This window comes from Lacibacterium aquatile (assembly GCF_042683105.1).
Classification (GTDB): domain Bacteria; phylum Pseudomonadota; class Alphaproteobacteria; order Elsterales; family Elsteraceae; genus Lacibacterium; species Lacibacterium aquatile.
In genome coordinates this window covers 223,955-244,807 of the sequence record NZ_JBHUIP010000012.1, presented here as the reverse complement: position 1 = coordinate 244,807, position 20,853 = coordinate 223,955, and the positions used below count along the sequence as shown (strand labels likewise).

Below are 20,853 nucleotides of genomic sequence, written 5' to 3'. Positions count from 1 at the left end.
GACGAAAAACGCCGACAGCGGATGGGCTGTCGGCGTTGATCTTTGTGATGGCTACTTAGTGTCGCGAACGCGCTGGATCAGCGACTGCAGCTTGGGGTCGGCGGCATACTTGTCGTAGACCGGCTTGACCGCATCCTGGAACGACTTCTTGTCCACATCGGTCACGATGGTCGAGCCAGCGGCTTCGACGATCTTGCGCGAAGCGGCTTCACGGTCGTCCCACTGCTTGCGCATGTAGGGGACCGATTCCTTGGCGGTGGCGCGGATGATCTTGCGCTCTTCGTCCGAGAGCGTGTCCCAGATGCGCTTAGAGAAGACCAGGATTTCCGGGGCCATCGAATGGTCGGTCAGGCTGTAGGACTTGGCGACTTCGAAGTGGCGCGAGCTTTCGTAGGACGGCCAGTTGTTTTCGGCAGCATCGACAACGCCGGTCTTCAGCGCGGTATAGACTTCGGCGTAGGGCAGCGGCGTTGCGTTGGCGCCCAGTGCCTTCATGAGATCGACCCAAAGGTCGGACTGCTGAACGCGGACCTTCATGCCCTTCATGTCGGCAACCGACTTGATCGGCTTGGACGGGGTGTACATCGAGCGCGAGCCCGAGTCGTAGAAGGCCAGACCGATGAAGCCCTGGCTTTCGACCGAGGCAAGGATTTCTTCGCCGATGGCGCCATCCAGAACCTTACGCATATGGTCGGTCGAATTGAAGATGAAGGGCAGCTGCGGCACCAGGGTGGCGGGCGCAATCGCCGTGAAGACGGCGGTGTTCACACGCACCATGTCGAGCGCGCCGAGCTTGGTCTGCTCGACGGTGTCCTTTTCAGAACCCAGGGCGGACTGCGGGAAGACTTTGATGTTGTATTTGCCGTTGGTGCGCTCGGAAATGAGCTTGCCCATGTAGTTCACGGCCTGGACGGTCGGATAGTCGGCCGGATGAACGTCGGATGAGCGGAAATCGCGTGCCTGTGCGCCGGTCGCGGCAATAGCGCTGACAAAAACAGCGCCGAGCAGGCCCTTAACGAGAGACTTCATTCTGTCCTCCCTGGACATAGGGTTTGTGAGTGCACCGGTTGATCCGATGTCAGGTTCTGTGTTGTCTGACAAGTGGAAGGTAGTTGCAAGCGAGAAGACAAGTCAAGACGGTTCAAAGCGCCACTTTTGCTGATACAGACGCTTTTGTGTTCGTCAGCATGTCCGACAGGCTCGCAAAAGAAAACGCCCCGGCAAGGACAACCTGCCGGGGCGTTGGCTTTGGAGCGAAGCTTAAGGCTGGTATTAGGCCAGCACGGTCTCAACGTCGACGTTGCCGCGGATCGAGTAGCTGTAGGGGCAGACCTTGTGGGCGCGCTCGGTGACGGTCTTGGCGTCTTCGGCGCTCAGGCCCGGCAGGCTGACGGTCAGCTTGACCTTAAGGCCGAAGCCTTCGCCATCGTCACGCTTGCCGATGCTCACTTCCGCCTTGACCGAGGTGTCGGCCGGGACGGCGATCTTGTCGCGGCCACCGACGAACTTGATGGCGCCGATGTAGCAGGCCGAGTAGCCGGCAGCGAACAGCTGTTCCGGGTTGGTCGCGCCACCCTTGCCGCCCAGTTCCTTCGGGGGCTGCAGGGCGACGTTCAGGATGCCGTCGCTCGACTTGGCTGCGCCTTCACGGCCGCCGGTGGAGGTGACTTCTGCGGTGTAAAGAATGTCCATGGTGATGATCCTCTTGCTCTGTTTTATGGCCTATCGGGCCGGATTGCGTTGGCCTACCGCGCTTTGCGCTACTTGAGGCCGGGTTGGGTTGGCCTGCTGCTTCGCAGCTTCAGGCCGGTGGTTCGTCGTTGTGTTGTGCTCAATATAATTGCGCAAAACTTGATGTCAACAAGATTGTGCGCTATTTAATTATCAACGATGAAAACGGCGATGAGCCCTGGCCTGAAGGAGGCCAACCGATGAACACCCCCGCACGTGACGTGCCTTTGAAACTCGATAACCAACTCTGCTTCGCCCTGCATGCCACCAGCATGGCCTTCACGCGGGCGTATAAGCCGGTCCTGGCGCCGCTGGGACTGACGTACCCGCAATATCTGGTCATGCTCCTGTTATGGGAACGTGACAACCGCACCGTGTCCGAGATCGGCGAACCTCTCCACCTGGATAGTGGCACGTTGACGCCGCTGCTGAAACGTATGGAATCTGCGGGACTCATAACCCGCCGTCGCGATACCGAGGACGAGAGGGTCGTGCGCATTACCTTGGCAGAGGCGGGCGAGGCCTTGCGGGAGAAGGCTGGGGCAATCCCCGCCGCCATGGGCTGCATCATCGCCATGGACCTCGACGCGCTGATCGACCTGAAGCAGAAGCTCGCGGTGCTGGGCGACAATCTGCGACGCAATGGGGGTGAGGCGGGATCGGTAACCTAGAGGGTTGCAATTTCTCGCCCGCTGTCGCATGTGAGAAGGGCCACCCACCGATAGCGAAAAGAGCCTTATCCATGATCGATCTGTATTATTGGCCCACCCCGAACGGCCACAAGATCTCGATTTTCCTTGAAGAGGCCGGGCTGGACTACACGATCCATCCGGTGAATATCGGCAAGGGCGATCAGTTCAAGCCCGAGTTCCTGGCCTTCAGCCCGAATAACCGCATGCCGGCGATCATCGATCAGGCTCCCAACGATGGCGGCGCGCCTATCTCGGTCTTTGAAAGCGGTGCGATCCTGGAATATCTGGCCGAAAAGACCGGCAAGTTCCTGCCCAAGGACCTGCGCGCGCAGACCGTCGTCAAGGAATGGCTTTTCTGGCAGATCGGCGGCCTGGGTCCGATGGCCGGGCAAAACCATCATTTCTCGGTCTATGCGCCTGAAAAGATCCCCTATGCCATCGACCGTTATGTCAAGGAAACGGGCCGTCTCTATGGCGTGCTGAACAAGCGCCTGGAAGGCCGCGCGTTCATCGCGGGGGAGGAGATTTCGATTGCCGATTTCGCCAGCTACCCCTGGATCGTCTCCCACGAACGCCAGAGCCAGAAGCTCGAGGATTTCCCGAACGTGAAGCGCTGGTTCGAGGCGATCAAGGCCCGCCCGGCCGTGATCCGCGCCTACGAAAAAGGCCAGCCGCTCAGCAACCCGGCCCCGATGAGCGAAGAGGCAAAAAAGGTTCTCTTCGGCCAGACGGCCAGATAAGAGAAAAACGGCGGCACGAAAGTGTCGCCGTTTTTGTTTTCCGCGATCCCCCTTTTCCCGTCATGCCCCGGTTCATCCGGGGCATCTCCTCCGGGGGAGTATCCACACGGCCCTAGACTCTATTGGGCAGGCTCCCGGAGGAGATCCCCCGATCAAGTCGGGGGATGACGACAAAACAAAAAGGATTTGAGATCCCCCGATCAAGTCGGGGGATGACGACAAAACAAAAAGGATTTGAGATCCCCCGATCAAGTCGGGGGATGACGATGGAGAGTTAAGAAAAAGCCCGGCGTTGAGGCCGGGCTTTCTTGGTCAGGGCTTGGTCTGCAGCATCGACGGGCGTTGCGAGAAACCGTCGAACCATTCTTTGAGCTTATGGCGGCCGGTACGCCATTCCTCATGGGCAAAGCGGAAATCGAGATAGCCGAGCGCGGCACCCACGGCCAGATGGCCGATATTGACGGGGCCTGCGAAATACTCCGGATGGCTGTCGAGGTAATCGAGTGCGGTGTCGACGGCCTTCTTCTGGCGATCCATGAAGGCGGGCGACTTCTGGCCATCCGCGCGGTTGCTTTCCATGCGGCGGGCAACGGCGGCATCGCAGATACCATCGCCCAGGGCCTGGAGACGCAGCGCCTGCCAGCGGGCGGGGCCGGTGTCGGGGTGCAGCTTCGGTCCGGTGTGCAGGCTGTCGAGATATTCGGCGATCACCGGCGAATCATAGAGCGCGCCGCCCTCGTCCAGCAGCAGGCAGGGGATCTTGCCCAGCGGATTGTCGCCGCGCGCGGCATCCTCGCCATGGACGTCGGTGGGCAGCAGTTCGATCTGGTCAGTCAGACCCAGTTCATGCGCGACAAGGTGGATCTTCCGGACGAACGGCGATGCCGCTGCCCAGCGTAGCTTCATCATGGTACCGATTCCTTGAGTGGCGATTAGCGATAGTTATCCTTGCGCCGTCTGATCTCGGCAAAAACCTCGACCGGCGGGCGGTTGGCAAGATCAACCTGTCTTGCGATTGCAGCATTATCTGCTTTTAAAAACGGATTTACCAGAACTTCTTGCTGCAATAGTGACGGAACGGTCGGCAGACCTTGGCTGCGAAGCCGGTCGACTTCGGCGGATCGCGCCTGTAGGTCGGCGTTATTCGGATCGATACTCAAGGCGAAGCGGGCGTTTGAGGCGGTATATTCATGGGCGCAGAAAACGCGGGTTTCCGGCGGCAGGGCGCGCAGCCGCTGCAGGCTGGTCCACATCTGCTCTGGCGTGCCTTCGAACAGGCGCCCGCAGCCCATGCTGAACAGGGTGTCGCCACAGAAGAGGGCGGCGTCCCCTTCGAACCAGAAGGCGATATGACCGCGCGTGTGGCCGGGGGTGAAGATCACCTGCGCTTCACTGCTGCCGATCCGCACCCGCTCGCCGTCACTGACTGTGACATCGATACCGGGGATGCGGTCGGCGTCATAGGAGGGCCCGATGATCGTGCAACCCGTGGCTTCTTTCAGGGCGAGGTTCGCGCCGACGTGATCGTTGTGATGGTGAGTATTTAAAATGAAATCAAGACGACCGCCGGTGCGATCCAAGATAGGCTTGGGCTCAGCCGCGTCGACCGCAGCTATCGTGCCAGTTTCGCTGCAAGTCAAAATCCAGCCATAATTGTCGGTGAGTAGCGGAATTCCTTCGACGACGAGCATATCTATCCCACCATGGTCAGGTTATCTGACAAAAATTTCATCTCAACAGCGTCTTCTAACCGTTCTGACTGAAAAGGATTTCTTGGCTTTCAGATCGGTATGAGCTAGGTAATACGACCATAGCAGTCAGGGGGCGGTCGAAGGCAACCCTGTCGCTTCTCTTTTCAGATGTGGTTTACGAGAAGGAAACGGACAAGCATGACGGGCTCTCATCAGCGCGGATTTCGTGCTGCCCTCCTGAGCGGTCTCACCTGCGCAGCCGCTCTTATCGCCTCGCCGGCCAGTGCCGATTTCACCATGACCATCCTGCATACGGGCGATAATGCCTCGCGTCTGGAGCCGGTTGCCGCCGATGGTCGTCCCTGCACGATCGAAGAGCGGGCGGGTGAAGGCTGCTTCGGCGGCTTGGCGCGCCTCGCCGGTCAGATCGCGACCGAACGGGCGAAGTCGGCAACGACCCTGCTGCTCCATGCTGGCGGTCAGTTCGGCGGCAGCGCCTTCTGGACCCAGCATCGCCAGCAGCCGCTGGTCGAACTGATGAACCAACTGCGCTTCGATGCCATGGGTGTCGGTTATGCCGAACTGCGCGAAGGGTCCGAGACGCTGGGCACCTTTATTCGCTCGGCCCGCTTCCCGCTGCTGGGCGCCAACGTCAATACGGATAAGGATCCGTATCTCAAAGACATGATCTTTCCGATGCTGGTCACCGACCGCAGCGGCTATCGCTTCGGCATGCTGGGCATCGCGGCCGAGGATACGATCAGCAAGGCCAATCCCGCGCCGACCGTCCGCATCAATACGCTGTCGGAAAAGCTGCCCTTCTGGATCAAGCAGATGGGCTTCATGGGCGTGAAGACCATCATCGCGGTTTCCTATGCCGGGTTCGAGCGCGACAAGGAAATCGCGCGTACCGTTCCGGGCATCGATGTCATCATCGGGGCCAATGGCGGCACGCTGCTGGGCAAGGGCAAGGGCGCGACCGGTGCCTATCCGGCCGTGGTCAATGGTCCGGGCGGGCAGAAGGTCCTGGTGGCCCATGCCGGTGGCTTCGGCCAGTACCTCGGCAAGTTGACCGTGACCTTCGACAATGCGGGCAAGCCCAAGGTCTGGAGTGGCGAACCCGTGCTGCTGGATCGCACCGTGCCGGAAGATCCCGAAGTGCGTGCCATCGTCGACAACCTCGCCGCCCCGCTGGGCGCACGCCGCACCGAGGTCGGCGAGGTAAAGTAAATAAGCCCAAAGGTCGTCATCCCGCACTTGATGTGGGATCTCGCTCCGGCTCTACCGCCTGGGATAGGCCCCGCATCGAGTGCGGGGTGACGAATTCTTCTAGTAACCCCGGCTGCGGTTGACCAACCCGGCGGGGGTTTTTCCATTTTTAAGGTCCGCGATCCCGCCCAGGATCTGGCGCACGGCAGGCCTGGGCAGCGTGGCCGCCGAGGAATGGGGGGTGACGATCACCCGTTCATGGTGCCAGAGCGGGCTTTTGGGTGACAGCGGCTCCACCTCGAACACATCCAGCAGCGCAAAGCGGATATCGCCGGTATCCAGACGGCGGATCAGTGCGCCTTCATCGATGATCGGACCGCGCGCGAGATTGATGATGCTGGCGCCCTTGGGCAGCAGCGCCAGCCGTTCGCGGGAGATGAGGCCGCGCGTCTCGTCGGTCAGCGGGATCAGGATCACCAGCACATCGACCTGTCCCAGGAAGTTGGGCAGCTGATCTAGGCCATGGAAACAATCGACGCCATCGACCTGCTTTGCCGACCGGCTCCAGCCTTTCAGGGAAAAGCCGAAGGGGCGCAGGCGTTCGATGACACCGCCGCCCAGGGCGCCGAGGCCCAGAATACCGACACGCAGGGCTTCAGGATCGGCAATACCGGGATCGCGCCATTCGGCCCGGATCTGCTGACGACGCAGGACATCGAAGCTGCGATGGACATGCAGGATGCCATAGAGGGCATATTCCGCCATCTGGGCGGCCATCCCGCCATCGACGATCCGCACCAGGGGAACATTGGGCAGGTCATCCCGGCTCAAGAGCGCATCGACCCCCGCGCCGAGTGAGAAGATGCCTTTGAGATTCGGCAGCTTCTCGAAAACTCCAGACGGCGGCTTCCAGGCGGCCACCCATTCGACGGCGGCGGGGTCGGGGCAATCGGGCCAGACATGGACTGCCATGTCTTTCGCCTCTTCCTTGAAAATCTTGGCCCAGACGTCGGTGGCCCCGGTGGTCGCTATCAACAACATGCTTGGAAACCCTCTTCCTATAGGCGCCAGAGGCCTGCGAAAACGCAGCGCCATTGCCCGTTCAGCCGGGCATAATTATCGACGAACCGCGCCTCAACCTCGGTCTTGACCCCGTCGATGGTGCGGCGGCTCTTGGTTCGTGCACTTACCGTCGCACAATCCCCATCGATGCGGATATAGAGCTGATCGAAGGTCAGATAGTCGTAGCTGCCCGGCACACAGACCGTGGCGAAGAAACGCTCGATATCCCAGACCTCCCCCGTCTCTCCGGCCATGAAGGTGAAGTTGGGCGCGAAGAAGCTTTCCAGCGCGTCGCGATCCCCGGCGGCCACAGCGGCGATGAAGCGGCTGTTGAGGTCGGTCACAAGGGCGAGATCGTCGGACATGTCGGGGCCTTTTCTGCGGGGAAGTTGACACTGTTCAGTGTAGCCGACTGCGTTACCGCTTCAACCCTTACCGGAACGGGTGCTTAACCGTTTATTTGCACATCCCGGTATACAAAGAGGCAGATGGGGAGGGGAGACCTCAGAATGGCCTCCGGCTTTAAAAAAACCTTAAAAACAGCCGTTCTGGCGGTGTTTGGCTTGGCGTTCGCGGGGCGAGCGGAAGCGCAGACTTACGTCATCAATGCCGACGAGGCGGGCGTCGATCGGCGCGGTATCTATACCAGAGCGCTGATCGAACAGGCGCTGGTACGGACGACGGCGAAATACGGACCGGCGGAACTGCGGGTCGATGCCGAACGCTACAGCCGCCTGCGTCTGATCCAGACGGTGGAAAAAGGGGATCGGATATCCCTGGCCGTGCTGCCCAGCAATCCGGGTCTCGAAACCCGCCTCCTGCCAATCAAGGTCGATCTTGCCGATGGGCTGCTGGGGCAACGGGTGTCGCTGATCCGCGAACAGGATGCTGTCCGATTTGCGGCGGTCGAGGCCCCCAACGATCTGAAGAAGTTCGTCGCGGGTGCTGGCGCCGATTGGGAGATCGCCCTGCGCTTCAAGAAGATGGGCGTCACTGTGCTTGAAGCGGGCGACTATGAGGCGCTGTTCCCGATGCTGGTGCGTGGGCGTTTCGACCATCTGTCGCGGTCGGTAATGGAAGTGATTGCCGAATATGACACCCACAAGGTGGGGCTGCCGGAACTGGCGGTGGAGCCCAGGCTGCTGATCGAAACCGATATGCCGCTCTATGCCTTCCTGTCGCCGTCCGCCGTCGGGTTGCGCCCAAGATTGCAGGAGGGGCTGGAGATGCTGGCGGCCGATGGCACGATCCGCCAGACGGTTCGAACCCAGTTCGCGCGGGATATCAGCGAATTGAACGTAAGCCAGCGACGCCGGATCAGACTGCCGGAGTAAGAAACCCCTCGATGCCGCGCGCGGCACGCACGCCGCTGGCAAAACAGGCCTGTAGCAGATAGCCGCCGGTCGGGGCCTCCCAATCCAGCATCTCGCCTGCCAGGAAGACGCCCGGCCGCGCTTTCGCCATCAGATCCGGGGTGAGGGCATCAAGCTGCACACCCCCGGCGGTGGAGATCGCCTCGGCAATCGGTCGGGGACGATGCAGGGGCAGGGGTAGCGCCTTCAGCCAACCCGCCAGGCTAACCGGATCGGTTGGCAGTGGCCCCGCCTCGCGCGCCAGGGCGATGGCAGCGGGGGAGAGGCGCAAGGCCTTCTTGAGGAAAGTCGAATAGGAGGCCGATCCGCGCGGCGCCGTCAGTTTCGCGGCCAGATTCTCCGGCGTCAGGTCGGGCTTCAGGTCCAGATAGGCGGTGCAGATGCCCTGGGTCACGATCCGGTCGCGGATGGCGCCGGACAGTGCATAGACCAGCCCGCCCTCGATCCCGGTTTCCGTCAGAATCATCTCGCCGCGCGCTTCTTCTTCGCCGACACGCAGGGCGACATTCTTGAAGGGGGTTCCGGCAAATCCTTTGAGATGCGGGGACCAATCCGCCTCGAACCCGCAGTTGGCCGGTTGCAGCGCCGTGCTGGGGATACCGATGGCGGCAAGCGGTGCGGTCCAACAGCCGTCGGAGCCGAGCGACGGCCAGCTTGCCCCGCCCAATGCCAGCAGCAGAGCCTTCGCCGTGACCTGCAGCGGACCATCGGGCGTCTCGAATGACACCGTATTCGGCAGGCTGCCGCCGGTCCAGCGATGGCGGACATGGATCTGCAGACCACGCGCCCGCAAATTCGCAAGCCATGCCCGCAGCAGGGGAGCGGCTTTGAATTCCTTGGGAAAAACCCGGCCGGAGGTACCGATGAAAGTCTCGATGCCCAGATCGGCTGCAAAAACGCGGAGGTCGCCTGGCGTAAAATCCTCGACCCAGGCGCCGACAATAGGGGCGGCTGCGCGATAGCGGGTCTTGAAGCGGTCGAGCGGTTCGGAATGCGTAAGGTTAAGTCCACCACGCCCGGCGAGCAGGAACTTGCGCCCCAGCGACGGCATGGCATCGAACAGATGGACCGAGCGACCGGCTTTGAGCAGGCGGTCGGCAGCCATCAAACCCGCCGGACCGCCGCCGACGATGGCGACGTCGCAGGCGAGTGTTGCCGTCATGGTGTCAGCGCGGGGTCTTTGCGAAGGAAGCCCGGTCGTCTTCCTTGGGGGTGAGGCCGAGGGCTTCGATCTCGTCCTCGGTCAGCTTCTTCATGCCGCTTTCGCGGCGCTTGCGCCGGAGGTCCGCCTCGCTGATCTCGGTCGGGATCAGGAAGCCGTGGCAGCGCACCAGCAGGACCGAGTCGGCCTTGATGCCCAGCTCTTCCATATTGGCTTCCTTGGCGGCCTTCAGGCTGTCGGCGGCATCGACTGGATCGAAGAAGAACAGCGCCTCGCCGATCCCGCTCCACTTGCCGATGCGCGAAAGATAGACGCGCTTGTCCTCTAACGTCAGGGCGGTCAGCAGGAAGCCCAGCTTATCCTCGACGGCATTGGCGGGGACGTAGCGGGGAACGACACTGTTTCGCGTCACGGGCAAGCTCTCCGGGCGTAGGCCCCTTCTCGGGGCCGGGTTAGTGTTGGCCTATCGGGCTTTGCCCTACTTGAGGCCATAAATTAGATAGGCCGACTATCGCTTGAACAGCGCTTCCGCGCCAGTGCGATGTGCTTGTTTCTTCTGGATTTCTGCTTCCGCCAGCGCAATCTCGGCTTGGCGGTCGGCAATAAAGGCCCGCAGTTCTTCAACGCCCAGCATGTCCAGCTTCAGGGGCTTTGGTGTCGGCTTGTCTTCTGCGTCCCAGACCATCGGCCTCTCCTCTTGCCATTGAATGACCTGATTTCCATCATACTGGCATGCCGGATAAAAGGGAGATGTCATGCCGCGCGTAATACCCAGCACGATGGCCGCTATTGAAATCACCGCTCCCGGCGGGCCCGATGTCCTGCGCCCGTCGCGCCAGCCGGTGCCGGTTTTGAGCGCGGGCGAGATCCTGGTGAAAGTCGCCGCCGCCGGGGTCAATCGGCCCGATCTGCTCCAGCGCCAGGGTAAATATCCGCCGCCGCCCGGTGCCAGCCTGATCCCCGGCCTGGAGATCGCGGGCGAGGTGGTGGATCTGGCGCCCGATGTGACCGGCTGGAAGATCGGCGACAAGGTGGTCGCCCTGGTAGCGGGCGGTGGCTATGCGGAATATTGCGCCGTCCCGGCTCCGCAGGCCCTGCCCTTGCCGGACGGCTTCGACATGATCCAGGGCGCGGCGATCCCGGAAACATACTTCACCGTCTGGACCAATCTGTTCGAGCGCGGTCGGTTGGCTGCCGGGGACGTTGCCCTCATCCATGGCGGTGCGTCCGGCATCGGGACCACGGCGGTCCAGCTTGCGTCCGCCTTCGGGGCCAAGGTCTTCGCGACCGCAGGCGGGGCCGATAAGTGCAAGGCGGTGGAGACACTGGGGGCGTTCCGCGCCATCGACTATAAATCGGAAGATTACGTCGCGGTGATCAAGGATATGACCGAGGGGCGCGGCGCCGACGTGATCCTGGATATGGTCGGCGGCGGCTATGTCGCACGGAATATCGAGGTGGCGGCGCCCGATGGCCGGATCGTCAATATCGCTTTCCTGGAAGGCGCCAAGGTCGAGGTCAATCTGCAGCCGATCATGCTGAAGCGGCTCACATTGACGGGATCGACCCTGCGCGCCAGACCGGTCGCGGCCAAGGGTGCCATCGCAAAAGCGTTGAAAGAAAAAGTTTGGCCGCTTTTCGAAGCAGGACGGATAAAGCCCGTGATTCATTCGGTTTTACCGCTTGAAAAGGCAGCTGAAGCCCATCGGGAACTCGAAGATGGTCGTCATATCGGTAAAATCGTCTTGGGTTTGCCGTAATCTGACTGGTATAGGACAAACGCACGAATGGCGCCGATGGGATCGGCGCCCAATCGATTCTGAGGTGAGAGGTCCATGGCGCTACCGTTGATGCCCAAGGCGACCGCTGTTTGGTTGGTCGAAAATACGTCGCTTACGTTCGAGCAGATCGCCGAATTCTGCGGCCTGCATTCGCTTGAGATCCAGGCGATTGCGGACGGTGAAGTCGCAACCGGCATGCAGGGCCTCGACCCGGTCATCAACGGCCAGCTGACCCGCGCCGAAATCCAGCGTTGCGAAGGTGACACCAAGCTGCGTCTGAAGCTGACGGTCACCAACCTGCCGCAGCCCCAGCCCAAGACCAAGGGCGGCCGCTATACCCCGATCGCCAAGCGTCAGGATAAGCCAGACGCGATTGCCTGGCTGGTGCGGAACTTCGTGGATCTTTCGGACGCGCAGATCTCCAAGCTGCTCGGCACGACCAAGACGACCATCGCGTCGATCCGTGATCGCAGCCACTGGAACATCGCCAACATCAAGGCGCGTCACCCGGTTCAGCTGGGTCTCTGCACCGCGATGCAGCTGCAGGAAGCGCTCGACACCCTGCGCCGCCAGGGCAAGATCATCCCCGACAACATCTCGCTGCATGGGATGGAAGAGGAAGTCGAGGAAGATCGCCGCCCCTTCTTCGATGGCAACGACGACTAACCAAAAAGCCCAGGGAAACCTGGGCTTTTTTGTTGGTGACTCTTTTGCGTTGGCCTACCGCGCTTTGCACTGCTTGAGACCAAAGCAAAATAAAGACACGTCATCCCGGGACTTGATCCCGGGATCCCCTCCGGGGGCCTTTCAACGCGGTCTCAATTCTTCTGGACAATCTCCCGGAGGAGATCCCGGTGTCGAGCACCGGGATGACGACAAACACAAATGACTGGAGATCCCGGTGTCGAGCACCGGGATGACGACAAACACAAATGACTGGAGATCCCGGTGTCGAGCACCGGGATGACGGAGGTTGGAGGAAAAGCTACCCCCGCGCCATTTCCGCGATCAGGCGTCGGATCCAGATATGCAGCGGATCGGCATCGGCGCGGGAGTGCCAGAGCATGGTCAGCGGGACAGCCGATATCTCCAGCCCCGGCGGCAGGTCATGAACCGTGCAGCCGCTGGCGACCCTCTCGGCCAGACGCCGGGGCAGGGTGCAGATCAGTGGGCGGGCCCTCAGGATGGCAGGCACCACGCCATAGTGGGCGACGGTGAGGGTGATCCGGCGGCTGCGCCCCTGGGCTTCCAGGACCGTATCCACGGCTCCCTTGGATGAGCCCGCCGCCGATACCAGCAGATGTTCGGCCGCGCAGAAGCTGTCGAGGGTCGAGACATCGGGGCCGCTGGTCAGAACCGCGAAGCTGTCACGATAGAGGATCTGCCGGGTCACATGGGCCGGACCCGGTGGCAGCACGCCGATGGCAAGGTCCAGCTCGCCCCGCTCCAGCAGATCCAGGGCGTCGCGCTTATCGGTATGGCGCAGCCGCAGGGCGAGGCCGGGGGCGGCAGAGGCCAGATGCGCCGCCAATTCGGGCGCCAGCAGGAACTCGGCATGGTCGGACAGGCCGAAGGTGACGCTGCCGCTGGCCGATGCCGGATCGAAATCGGCCGATGTGCGCAGGGCGGAGCGCAGACGCAACAGCACTTCGGCCACGATGGGCGCCAGTTCCTCGGCCCTTGTGGTCGGCACCATACCGGAGGGCGTCTTGATGAAGAGCGGATCGCCCAGGGCCGTGCGCAACCGGGCAAGGCCGTTGCTGGCGGCGGGCTGAGTCAGGCCGAGGCGCATGGCGGCGCGGCCGACATGGCGCTCCTGCCAGACGGCATCGAAGAGTTTCAGCAGGTTTAGGTCGAGGTCCTTCAAATCCATGGGCGGACGGTAAAGCCTCTGATTGCTGGGGGAAAGGCTTGTTTCCAGGCGCGGCGGGGGCCATTCTCGCCCGGTATGTTTCGGGGCCAGTATGTTCTGGGGAGGGTTACCATGGCTCACGCCGTCAAATTCGAGCGCCGCGCATCCAGCAGCGCCACCGAGGCCGCAATCGCGGCGATATCCGCGCTGATCGGCGACCGGCTGACCCTCAGTCAGGCTGTGCGCGATCTGCATGGGCGGGACGAAAGCTTTCATCCGTCCCATGCGCCCGATGCCGTCGCCTTTGCGAAATCGACCGAGGAAGTCTCGGCCATCGTCAAGATCTGCGCCGAACACGGCGTGCCGATCATCCCCTTCGGCACCGGCACCTCGCTGGAAGGCCATGTGGCGGCGCTGGAAGGCGGCATCACGGTCGATGTTTCGCAGATGAACGAGGTGCTGCGCGTCTCGCCCGACGATATGGATGTGACGGTGCAGGCGGGTGTCACCCGCAAGCAGCTCAACGAATATATCCGCGACACCGGCCTCTTCTTCCCCATCGATCCCGGCGCCGATGCGTCCTTGGGTGGCATGAGCGCGACCCGCGCCAGCGGCACCAACGCCGTGCGTTATGGCACGATGCGCGAGAATGTATTGGCGCTGACCGTGGTGCTGGCCGACGGGCGGATCATCCGCACCTCCAAGCGCGCCCGCAAATCCTCGGCCGGTTATGATCTGACCCGGCTGTTCGTCGGCTCCGAAGGGACCCTCGGCATCATCACCGAAGTGACCGTGCGCCTCTATGGCCAGCCGGAAGCGGTGTCGGCGGCGGTGGTCGCGTTCGAGAGCATCGAAGGGGCGGTGCGGACCTGTATCGAGACGATCCAGTCCGGCATCCCGGTGGCTCGCGTGGAACTGCTGGACGATATCCAGATGCACGCCATCAACCTCTATTCCAAGCTGGACTATAAGGTCGCGCCGACCCTGTTCTTCGAATTCCACGGCACGGACGCCAGCGTTGCCGAACAGGCCGAACGGGTGCGCGATCTGGCCGAGGGGAATGGCGGCGGAGAGTTTGTCTGGGCGACCAAGCCGGAGGATCGCACCAAGCTCTGGTCCGCGCGTCACAGCGCCTATTATGCTGGCCTAGCCCTGCGGCCGGGCTGCAAGGGCATGGCGACGGATGTCTGCGTGCCGATCTCGCGCCTTGTCGACTGCATCTCGGAAACCAAGGACGATCTGAAGCAGTCGCCGATCCAGGCGACCCTGGTCGGCCATGTGGGCGATGGCAACTTCCATCTGTGCTTCCTGCTGAACCCCGACGATCCCGCCGAGATCGCGGAAGCCGAACGCCTGCACGAGCGCCTTGTCCTGCGCGCGATCTCCATGGACGGCACCTGCACCGGCGAGCATGGCGTCGGTTATGGCAAGATGCAGTTCCTGGCCGCCGAGCATGGCGAAGCGGTCGCGGTGATGCGTCAGATCAAGAAGGCGCTAGATCCCGATAACATCCTCAATCCCGGAAAGATCGTGCGCCCGTGAGTACGCTGCTGGTCACCCACGAAGCCTGCATCGCCCATAATATGGGGGCGATGCACCCGGAACAGCCCGCGCGCCTGAAGGCGGTGCTGCAGCGTCTGGACAAGCCGGAATTTGCGGCCTTGAAGCGGATGCTGGCGCCGCTTGCGACCGAGGAACAGCTGGCGCGCGCCCATCCGGCCGATTTCGTCGCGGGGCTGCTGGCGGCTTTCCCGACCGAAGGCACCCTGGCGCTCGATGCCGACACCATCGCCATGCCCGCCACCAAGGAAGCCGCGCTGCGTGCTGCTGGGGCCGTGGTCGCGGCGGTGGATGCCGTCGCAAAGGGCGATGCCAGCAACGCCTTCTGCGCCGTGCGCCCGCCGGGGCATCACGCCGAACTGCGCCAGCCGATGGGCTTCTGCTTCTTCAATTCGATTGCCGTCGGCGCCTATCACGCGCAGAAGGTCCATGGCTTTAAGCGGGTGGCGGTCGTCGATTTCGATGTGCATCACGGCAATGGCACCCAGGCGATCTTCGAGCAGGATCCGACGATGTTCTTCGCCTCCACCCACCAGTTTCCCCTCTATCCGGGGACAGGCGCACGTGGGGAGCGCGGGGTCGGCAATATCGTGAATGCGCCGCTGCCGTCGGGCGCGGGATCCGCCGAGTTCCGCCATGCGTTCCAGGAGAAGATCTTGCCCGCCCTGGCGGATTTCCAGCCGGACTTCCTGATGATCTCTGCCGGGTTCGACGCCCATGCCGACGATCCGCTGGCCTCCATGATGCTCTATGAGCCGGACTATGCCTGGGTGACGCGGGAATTGCTGCGCATCGCCGACTATAGCTGCGGCGGCCGCGTTGTATCGGCGCTGGAAGGCGGGTATGACATCACTGCCCTCGCCGAATCCGCCGCAGCCCACGTCAAGGCGCTGATGGACGGCGCACCGAATTAAGGACCTGACCCGATGAGTGATCCGAAACTAGCCGCCCTGCCCGAAGATATCCGGGGGCTGTCGTTCGAAGAGGCCATGGGCCAGCTGGAAGCCATTGTGCGCGATCTCGAAGGCGGGCGCGGCAAGCTGGACGATGCCATCCATTCTTACGAGCGCGGCACGGCCCTGCGCCGTCTGTGCGAACTGAAGCTGTCGGAAGCCCAGGCGAAGATCGACCGCATCGTCGCCGGTGCCGATGGTTCTATCGCCACTGCGCCGCTCGATCAGAATGGCTGAGCCGACCCGTCTGTCCGCTGCGATGGCCGAGGTGGCGCGGGAGGTCGAGGAGGAGCTCGACCTGCTGCTGGCTCCGGTTCCCGGTCTTGAACAGCGCCTGTTCGAGGCGATGCGCTATGCCACGCTGGGCGGCGGCAAGCGTCTGCGCCCCTTCCTGGTGATCGCCAGCGCCAGCCTGTTCAACGTCGCCCGCCCTGCCGCCGTGCGGGTCGGGGCGGCGGTGGAGATGCTGCACAGCTACAGCCTGATCCATGACGATCTGCCCGCGATGGACGATTCGCCCCTGCGGCGCGGCCGTCCGTCGAGCCATATCGAGTTCGACGAGGCAACCGCGATCCTGGCGGGTGACGCCCTGCTGACCCGTGCATTCGAGGTGCTGGCCGATCCCGCGATCCATGGCGATGCCGGGGTGCGGATCGAACTGGTGCGCGCGCTCGCCCTGGCTGGTGGCGGTCACGGCATGTGCGGTGGCCAGATGCTGGATCTGCTGGCGGAGAAAGCGACTGAACCGATGGATATCGGCGCCATCACCCGCCTGCAACGGCTGAAGACCGGTGCGATCATCGCCTTTTCCTGCGAAGCGGGCGCGATCCTGGGCAAGGCGGCGGTGCAGCAGCGCGAGGCGCTGAACGCCTATGCCCATGACCTGGGCCTGGCGTTCCAGATCGCCGACGACCTGCTGGATATCGAAGGCTCGGAAGCGGAAACGGGTAAGACAGTTGGGCACGATGCTGCCGCAAATAAGGCTACATTCGTGTCGATCCTGGGGCTGGAGCGTGCCAAAGCTCAAGCTGGCCTTCTGGCGGATCAGGCGTGCCGGCATCTTGAGCCCTTCGGTGCCGCTGCCGATTTGCTAAGAGACGTGGCCCGCTTTGTGGTAACACGACGGTCATAAAAGAACGAGAAAGCACCGGAATGGTCGATACCCCCGCCCTGGACCGCATCAAGAGCCCCGCCGATCTGCGCGATCTTCCCGCAGAAAGCCTGCGGCAGGTTGCCGACGAACTGCGTCTGGAACTGGTGGATGCGGTATCGAAGACAGGTGGGCATCTGGGCGCGGGTCTGGGCGTTGTCGAACTGACCGTTGCCATCCATGCGATCTTCAATACCCCCCACGACCGCCTGATCTGGGACGTCGGCCATCAGGCCTATCCGCACAAGATCCTGACCGGGCGCCGCGACCGGATCCGCACCCTACGCCAGGCGGAGGGCCTCTCCGGTTTCACCAAGCGTTCCGAAAGCGAGTATGACCCGTTCGGCGCCGCCCACAGCTCGACCTCCATCTCCGCTGGTCTCGGCATGGCGGTGGCGGCAGAGCTGAATGGCGAGCGGCGCAATGTGATCGCGGTCATCGGCGATGGCGCGATGAGCGCGGGCATGGCCTATGAGGCGATGAACAATGCCGGTGCGCGCCAGACCCGTCTGATCGTGATCCTGAACGATAACGACATGTCAATTGCCCCGCCGGTCGGCGCCATGAGCGCCTATCTGTCGAAGCTGCTGTCGTCCAAGAGCTATCAGAACCTGCGCCATCTGGCGCGCGGTGCTGCCCGCAAGCTGGGTGTCGAGACGGTGGCCCGCAAGGCCGAGGAATTCGCCAAGGGTATGGTGACCGGCGGCACCCTGTTCGAGGAACTGGGCTTCTATTACGTCGGCCCGATCGATGGCCATAACCTCGATCATCTGCTGCCGGTGCTGCGCAATATCCGCGATATGCCCGAAGACCGCCCGGTGCTGATCCATGCGGTGACCCAGAAGGGCCGGGGCTATGCGCCTGCCGAGGCTGCTGCCGATAAGTACCATGGCGTCGCCAAGTTCGATGTGGTGACCGGCACCCAGGTAAAGGCGCCTGCCGGGCCGCCCTCCTATACCAATGTCTTTGCCAAGGGCCTGATTGCTGAAGCCGAAGCGGACAAGCGCGTGGTGGCGATCACCGCCGCTATGCCGTCGGGCACCGGCCTCAATCTGTTCGAACAGCGGTTCCCGGATCGCATCTTCGACGTGGGTATCGCCGAACAGCATGCGGTGACCTTTGCCGCCGGTATGGCTGCCGATGGCATGAAGCCCTTCTGCGCGATCTATTCGACCTTCCTGCAGCGCGCCTACGATCAGGTCGTGCATGACGTCGCCCTGCAGTCGCTGCCGGTGCGCTTCGCCATCGACCGCGCGGGCCTTGTCGGGGCCGATGGCGCGACCCATGCGGGCAGCTTCGATGTCGCCTACCTCGGCAATCTGCCGAACATGGTGGTGATGGCGGCGGCGGACGAGGTTGAGCTGATGCATATGGTGGCGACATCTGCCGCCATCGACGACCGCCCCAGCGCCCTGCGCTATCCGCGCGGCGAAGGCACCGGGCTGGCGCTTCCTGCCCGTGGCAGCGTGCTGGAGATCGGCAAGGGCCGGGTCTTACGCGAAGGCACCAAGGTCGCCATCCTCTCCTTCGGCACCCGCCTGGGCGAGGCCCTGAAGGCCGCCGACGAACTCAATGCCCGTGGCCTGTCGACCACGGTGGCCGATGCGCGTTTCGCCAAGCCACTCGACACCGAGTTGGTGCGCCGTCTGGCCCAGGAACACGAAGTGCTGATCACCCTGGAAGAGGGCAGCGTCGGTGGCTTTGGCTCCTATGTGCTGCAGTATCTGGCGATGGGCGGCCTGCTGGACCATGGCCTGAAGATCCGCCCGATGGTCCTGCCGGACGTTTTCATCGATCACGATACGCCCTTCAACCAATATGAAGCGGCGGGCCTGAATGCCCGGCATATCGTGGCCGAAGCGCTGTCTGCCCTGGGCGGTCATAACGCGGCTGCCCGCGCGTAAGCTGAGATGCGTCTCGATCAATATCTCGTGGCTGAAGGCCTCGCCCTAAGCCGCGAACGGGCCAAGCAGATGATTGTCGACGGCAAAGTCTCCGTCGAGGGCGTCGTCGTGAAGAAACCGGGCGTGGAGGTTGAGGAAGGTGCTACCGTCACCCTGTCTGAGCCGGACTTCCCCTGGGTGTCGCGCGGGGCTTTGAAGCTGCTGGGCGCGCTTGAGAGTTTCGGCATCAATCCCGCCGGGCGGGTTTGCGTCGATATCGGCGCCTCCACCGGCGGCTTTACCGAGGTGCTGCTGGCCAAGGGCGCGACCAGGGTCTATGCCGTCGACGTGGGCCATGACCAGTTGGCATCCCCCCTGCGCGATGATCCCAGGGTCGTCAATCTGGAAGGGGTGAACGCCCGGCATCTGGACGGCGAGGTGCCGGAGGCGCCGGACTGGATCGTCTGCGATGCCAGTTTCATCTCAACGACGCTGGTGTTGCCGCCGGTCATGGCGCTGGCAAAGCCCGGTGCCGTGCTGCTCAGTCTGATCAAGCCGCAGTTCGAAGTGGGCCGGAAGAATATCGGCAAGGGCGGCATCGTCCGCGACCTTGCCCAGCATCAGGTGGCCAAGGATCGCGTGACGGACTTCCTCACCGCCGAGGGCTGGTCCGTCGAAGGGCTAGCCGACAGCCCCATTCAGGGGCCGGACGGTAATCACGAGTTCCTGGTCTATGCGGTGAAGCCAATCAGTTGATCGGCAGCAGCTGATTATACTGCTTGTGCATTTCAGCCAGCGTGCCGTCGGCGGTCATCGCGTCCAGGGCGATATCGAAACGCCGCGCGAGGCTGGCATCGCGGAAGGCGACCGAATAGGCGGTTTCTGCCCCCACCGGCGTTTCCATGACGACGTCGTGGTAGCTGGGGCCATGGGGGTTGGCCGCCGAATAATAATATTGGAAAATCCGCTGCTCGCCGACGATGGCATCGACCCGGCCCGCCAGCAGATTCAACAGCTGCAGATCCTGGTTGGCCTGTTCGGCATAAGAGGCCGCTTTCATGACGGCCATCTGAAATTCCTGACCCAGAACGGTGCGGGCATTCTGGAACGCCATCATCTTGAGGCCACCGAATGACTCGAGTCCTACCATGGGAATATTGCGGCTTTTCATGGTCGCGATGATGTTGCGATACCGCAGATAGGATTTCGACAGGGTGCCGTCGACATTGAAGCTGGGGATCATCGGCGCGGCGGCATCGACTTCCTTCAGCCCGTCATAGGCATAGACCAGACGGGAGAGGGGATAGAGATGCACATCCATCTTCACGCCGACCCGGCGCAGCGCCTCGGCGATCACATCATGCTCAAGCCCGAGGAACCGCCCATCGGCCCCGGTCATGACGTAAGGCGGAACCGGCCGTAAACCGATGCGCAGTTCCTGCGCCGTTGCGGGGGCCGTCAGACCCGCCAGCAGGCAGAGGCTTGTCAGGATTTTTACGATCCGTGTCATACGGCTACTTTATCAAACGCCCGGAAAAACGCACCTGAAAAGATTACCAGAAGGTTAACCCTCTGTATCGTGTCGAATTCGCGGAATGGTTGAAGGAAAACTTCTCTATTTTTTCCGGCCCGATATTCTTTGTCCGCTTGCGCAAACGGCTTCCTGCCGCCATCTGCCAAGGGTAACACTGGAGGATACACTATGGACGACAAGACCAGGACTGAACTGGAGGCGGCTGCTTTTCGGCGCTTGGTGCAGCATCTGCAGGAGCGCACGGACGTTCAGAACATCGATCTGATGAATCTGGCAGGGTTCTGCCGCAATTGTCTGTCAAAATGGTATCGTGCAGCTGCCGAGGAGCGAGGTGTCGCTCTATCGGACCCCGATGCACGCCAGATCGTCTATGGCATGCCGTACGAGGAATGGAAGCAGAAGCACCAGAACGAGGCCTCGCCACAGCAACTTCAAGGGTTTGCCGGTAGCCAGAAGGCCTCCTCGCACTAACGCACAGCG

At 62.5% G+C, this 20,853-nt stretch carries 24 protein-coding genes; 13 read left to right on the top strand and 11 right to left on the bottom strand.

The features are described from left to right. Positions 1 to 51: 51 nt before the first annotated feature. Positions 52 to 1,029, bottom strand: coding sequence for a TRAP transporter substrate-binding protein (locus tag ACFSM5_RS12745; RefSeq protein WP_379876807.1), 978 nt, complete (start codon positions 1,027 to 1,029; stop codon positions 52 to 54). A 243-nt stretch (positions 1,030 to 1,272) separates the two neighbouring features. Continuing rightward, on the bottom strand, positions 1,273 to 1,692 hold the full coding sequence (locus ACFSM5_RS12740; RefSeq protein WP_379876806.1) for an organic hydroperoxide resistance protein: 420 nt from the start codon (positions 1,690 to 1,692) through the stop codon (positions 1,273 to 1,275). A 239-nt stretch (positions 1,693 to 1,931) separates the two neighbouring features. Here ACFSM5_RS12740 and ACFSM5_RS12735 point away from each other — a divergent pair, with 239 nt between their 5' ends. Next, complete coding sequence (locus ACFSM5_RS12735) at positions 1,932 to 2,402, top strand: MarR family winged helix-turn-helix transcriptional regulator (RefSeq protein WP_379876805.1); 471 nt, start codon at positions 1,932 to 1,934, stop codon at positions 2,400 to 2,402. 71 nt (positions 2,403 to 2,473) lie between these two features. Next, positions 2,474 to 3,163, top strand: a complete 690-nt coding sequence (locus ACFSM5_RS12730; RefSeq protein ID WP_379876804.1) for a glutathione binding-like protein — start codon at positions 2,474 to 2,476, stop codon at positions 3,161 to 3,163. 312 nt (positions 3,164 to 3,475) lie between these two features. On the opposite strand, the gene ACFSM5_RS12725 is transcribed toward ACFSM5_RS12730, so the two are convergent. Both ACFSM5_RS12725 and gloB read right to left on the bottom strand, forming a co-directional pair. Next, the gene (locus tag ACFSM5_RS12725; RefSeq protein ID WP_379876803.1) at positions 3,476 to 4,072 is read right to left on the bottom strand and encodes a glutathione S-transferase N-terminal domain-containing protein; all 597 of its coding nucleotides are present in this window, start codon (positions 4,070 to 4,072) and stop codon (positions 3,476 to 3,478) included. Positions 4,073 to 4,095: 23 nt separating this feature from the next. Next, on the bottom strand, positions 4,096 to 4,860 hold the full coding sequence (gloB, locus tag ACFSM5_RS12720; RefSeq protein ID WP_379877300.1) for a hydroxyacylglutathione hydrolase: 765 nt from the start codon (positions 4,858 to 4,860) through the stop codon (positions 4,096 to 4,098). A gap of 192 nt (positions 4,861 to 5,052) precedes the next feature. Here gloB and ACFSM5_RS12715 point away from each other — a divergent pair, with 192 nt between their 5' ends. Then, complete coding sequence (locus ACFSM5_RS12715) at positions 5,053 to 6,084, top strand: metallophosphoesterase family protein (protein WP_379876802.1); 1,032 nt, start codon at positions 5,053 to 5,055, stop codon at positions 6,082 to 6,084. Between the two features lie 99 nt (positions 6,085 to 6,183). On the opposite strand, the gene ACFSM5_RS12710 is transcribed toward ACFSM5_RS12715, so the two are convergent. Together ACFSM5_RS12710 and ACFSM5_RS12705 are read right to left on the bottom strand one after the other, a co-directional pair. Continuing rightward, positions 6,184 to 7,104 (bottom strand): 2-hydroxyacid dehydrogenase, encoded by a 921-nt coding sequence (locus ACFSM5_RS12710; protein WP_379876801.1) that lies wholly within the window; start codon positions 7,102 to 7,104, stop codon positions 6,184 to 6,186. Between the two features lie 17 nt (positions 7,105 to 7,121). Beyond that, positions 7,122 to 7,490, bottom strand: coding sequence for a nuclear transport factor 2 family protein (locus ACFSM5_RS12705; protein WP_379876800.1), 369 nt, complete (start codon positions 7,488 to 7,490; stop codon positions 7,122 to 7,124). 144 nt (positions 7,491 to 7,634) lie between these two features. Between ACFSM5_RS12705 and ACFSM5_RS12700 the strand changes: the two genes are divergently transcribed. Further along, positions 7,635 to 8,459, top strand: a complete 825-nt coding sequence (locus ACFSM5_RS12700) for a hypothetical protein (protein ID WP_379876799.1) — start codon at positions 7,635 to 7,637, stop codon at positions 8,457 to 8,459. Here the strand turns inward: ACFSM5_RS12700 and ACFSM5_RS12695 are convergent. From ACFSM5_RS12695 to ACFSM5_RS12685, 3 genes are all read right to left on the bottom strand, one after another. Beyond that, entirely contained in the window at positions 8,443 to 9,660 is a 1,218-nt protein-coding gene (locus ACFSM5_RS12695) for a TIGR03862 family flavoprotein (RefSeq protein WP_379876798.1), read from the bottom strand. The genes ACFSM5_RS12700 and ACFSM5_RS12695 overlap by 17 nt on opposite strands. Before the next feature lie 4 nt (positions 9,661 to 9,664). Further along, complete coding sequence (locus tag ACFSM5_RS12690; RefSeq protein WP_379876797.1) at positions 9,665 to 10,072, bottom strand: hypothetical protein; 408 nt, start codon at positions 10,070 to 10,072, stop codon at positions 9,665 to 9,667. Positions 10,073 to 10,168: 96 nt separating this feature from the next. Then, positions 10,169 to 10,345 (bottom strand): DUF1192 family protein, encoded by a 177-nt coding sequence (locus ACFSM5_RS12685; RefSeq protein WP_379876796.1) that lies wholly within the window; start codon positions 10,343 to 10,345, stop codon positions 10,169 to 10,171. A 70-nt stretch (positions 10,346 to 10,415) separates the two neighbouring features. On the opposite strand from ACFSM5_RS12685, the gene ACFSM5_RS12680 reads away from it, so the two are divergent. Together ACFSM5_RS12680 and ACFSM5_RS12675 are read left to right on the top strand one after the other, a co-directional pair. Beyond that, the gene (locus ACFSM5_RS12680) at positions 10,416 to 11,420 is read left to right on the top strand and encodes an NAD(P)H-quinone oxidoreductase (RefSeq protein ID WP_379876795.1); all 1,005 of its coding nucleotides are present in this window, start codon (positions 10,416 to 10,418) and stop codon (positions 11,418 to 11,420) included. A 75-nt stretch (positions 11,421 to 11,495) separates the two neighbouring features. Further along, entirely contained in the window at positions 11,496 to 12,107 is a 612-nt protein-coding gene (locus tag ACFSM5_RS12675) for a DUF1013 domain-containing protein (protein WP_379876793.1), read from the top strand. A gap of 319 nt (positions 12,108 to 12,426) precedes the next feature. Here the strand turns inward: ACFSM5_RS12675 and ACFSM5_RS12670 are convergent, their stop codons facing one another. Next, complete coding sequence (locus ACFSM5_RS12670; protein ID WP_379876790.1) at positions 12,427 to 13,314, bottom strand: LysR family transcriptional regulator; 888 nt, start codon at positions 13,312 to 13,314, stop codon at positions 12,427 to 12,429. A gap of 111 nt (positions 13,315 to 13,425) precedes the next feature. On the opposite strand from ACFSM5_RS12670, the gene ACFSM5_RS12665 reads away from it, so the two are divergent. From ACFSM5_RS12665 to ACFSM5_RS12640, 6 genes are read left to right on the top strand one after another with little or no spacing between them, the layout of a single operon-like run. After that, positions 13,426 to 14,835, top strand: coding sequence for an FAD-binding oxidoreductase (locus tag ACFSM5_RS12665; RefSeq protein ID WP_379876787.1), 1,410 nt, complete (start codon positions 13,426 to 13,428; stop codon positions 14,833 to 14,835). Continuing rightward, positions 14,832 to 15,767, top strand: a complete 936-nt coding sequence (locus tag ACFSM5_RS12660) for a histone deacetylase family protein (RefSeq protein WP_379876785.1) — start codon at positions 14,832 to 14,834, stop codon at positions 15,765 to 15,767. Before ACFSM5_RS12665 ends, ACFSM5_RS12660 begins: the two co-directional genes overlap by 4 nt. A 12-nt stretch (positions 15,768 to 15,779) precedes the next feature. Then, positions 15,780 to 16,043, top strand: a complete 264-nt coding sequence (locus tag ACFSM5_RS12655; protein ID WP_379876782.1) for an exodeoxyribonuclease VII small subunit — start codon at positions 15,780 to 15,782, stop codon at positions 16,041 to 16,043. Further along, positions 16,036 to 16,938, top strand: a complete 903-nt coding sequence (locus ACFSM5_RS12650; protein WP_379876779.1) for a polyprenyl synthetase family protein — start codon at positions 16,036 to 16,038, stop codon at positions 16,936 to 16,938. The genes ACFSM5_RS12655 and ACFSM5_RS12650 overlap by 8 nt, the downstream gene beginning before the upstream one ends. 20 nt (positions 16,939 to 16,958) lie before the next feature. After that, positions 16,959 to 18,860 (top strand): 1-deoxy-D-xylulose-5-phosphate synthase, encoded by a 1,902-nt coding sequence (gene dxs / locus ACFSM5_RS12645; RefSeq protein WP_379876777.1) that lies wholly within the window; start codon positions 16,959 to 16,961, stop codon positions 18,858 to 18,860. 6 nt (positions 18,861 to 18,866) lie between these two features. Next, positions 18,867 to 19,595 carry a TlyA family RNA methyltransferase gene (locus tag ACFSM5_RS12640; protein WP_379876774.1) on the top strand — a complete coding sequence of 243 codons (729 nt, stop codon included), beginning with the start codon at positions 18,867 to 18,869 and terminating at the stop codon, positions 19,593 to 19,595. On the opposite strand, the gene ACFSM5_RS12635 is transcribed toward ACFSM5_RS12640, so the two are convergent. Next, complete coding sequence (locus tag ACFSM5_RS12635) at positions 19,588 to 20,349, bottom strand: substrate-binding periplasmic protein (protein ID WP_379876772.1); 762 nt, start codon at positions 20,347 to 20,349, stop codon at positions 19,588 to 19,590. The genes ACFSM5_RS12640 and ACFSM5_RS12635 overlap by 8 nt on opposite strands. Before the next feature lie 192 nt (positions 20,350 to 20,541). On the opposite strand from ACFSM5_RS12635, the gene ACFSM5_RS12630 reads away from it, so the two are divergent. Beyond that, complete coding sequence (locus ACFSM5_RS12630; protein WP_379876771.1) at positions 20,542 to 20,844, top strand: DUF1244 domain-containing protein; 303 nt, start codon at positions 20,542 to 20,544, stop codon at positions 20,842 to 20,844. Positions 20,845 to 20,853 lie beyond the last annotated feature (9 nt).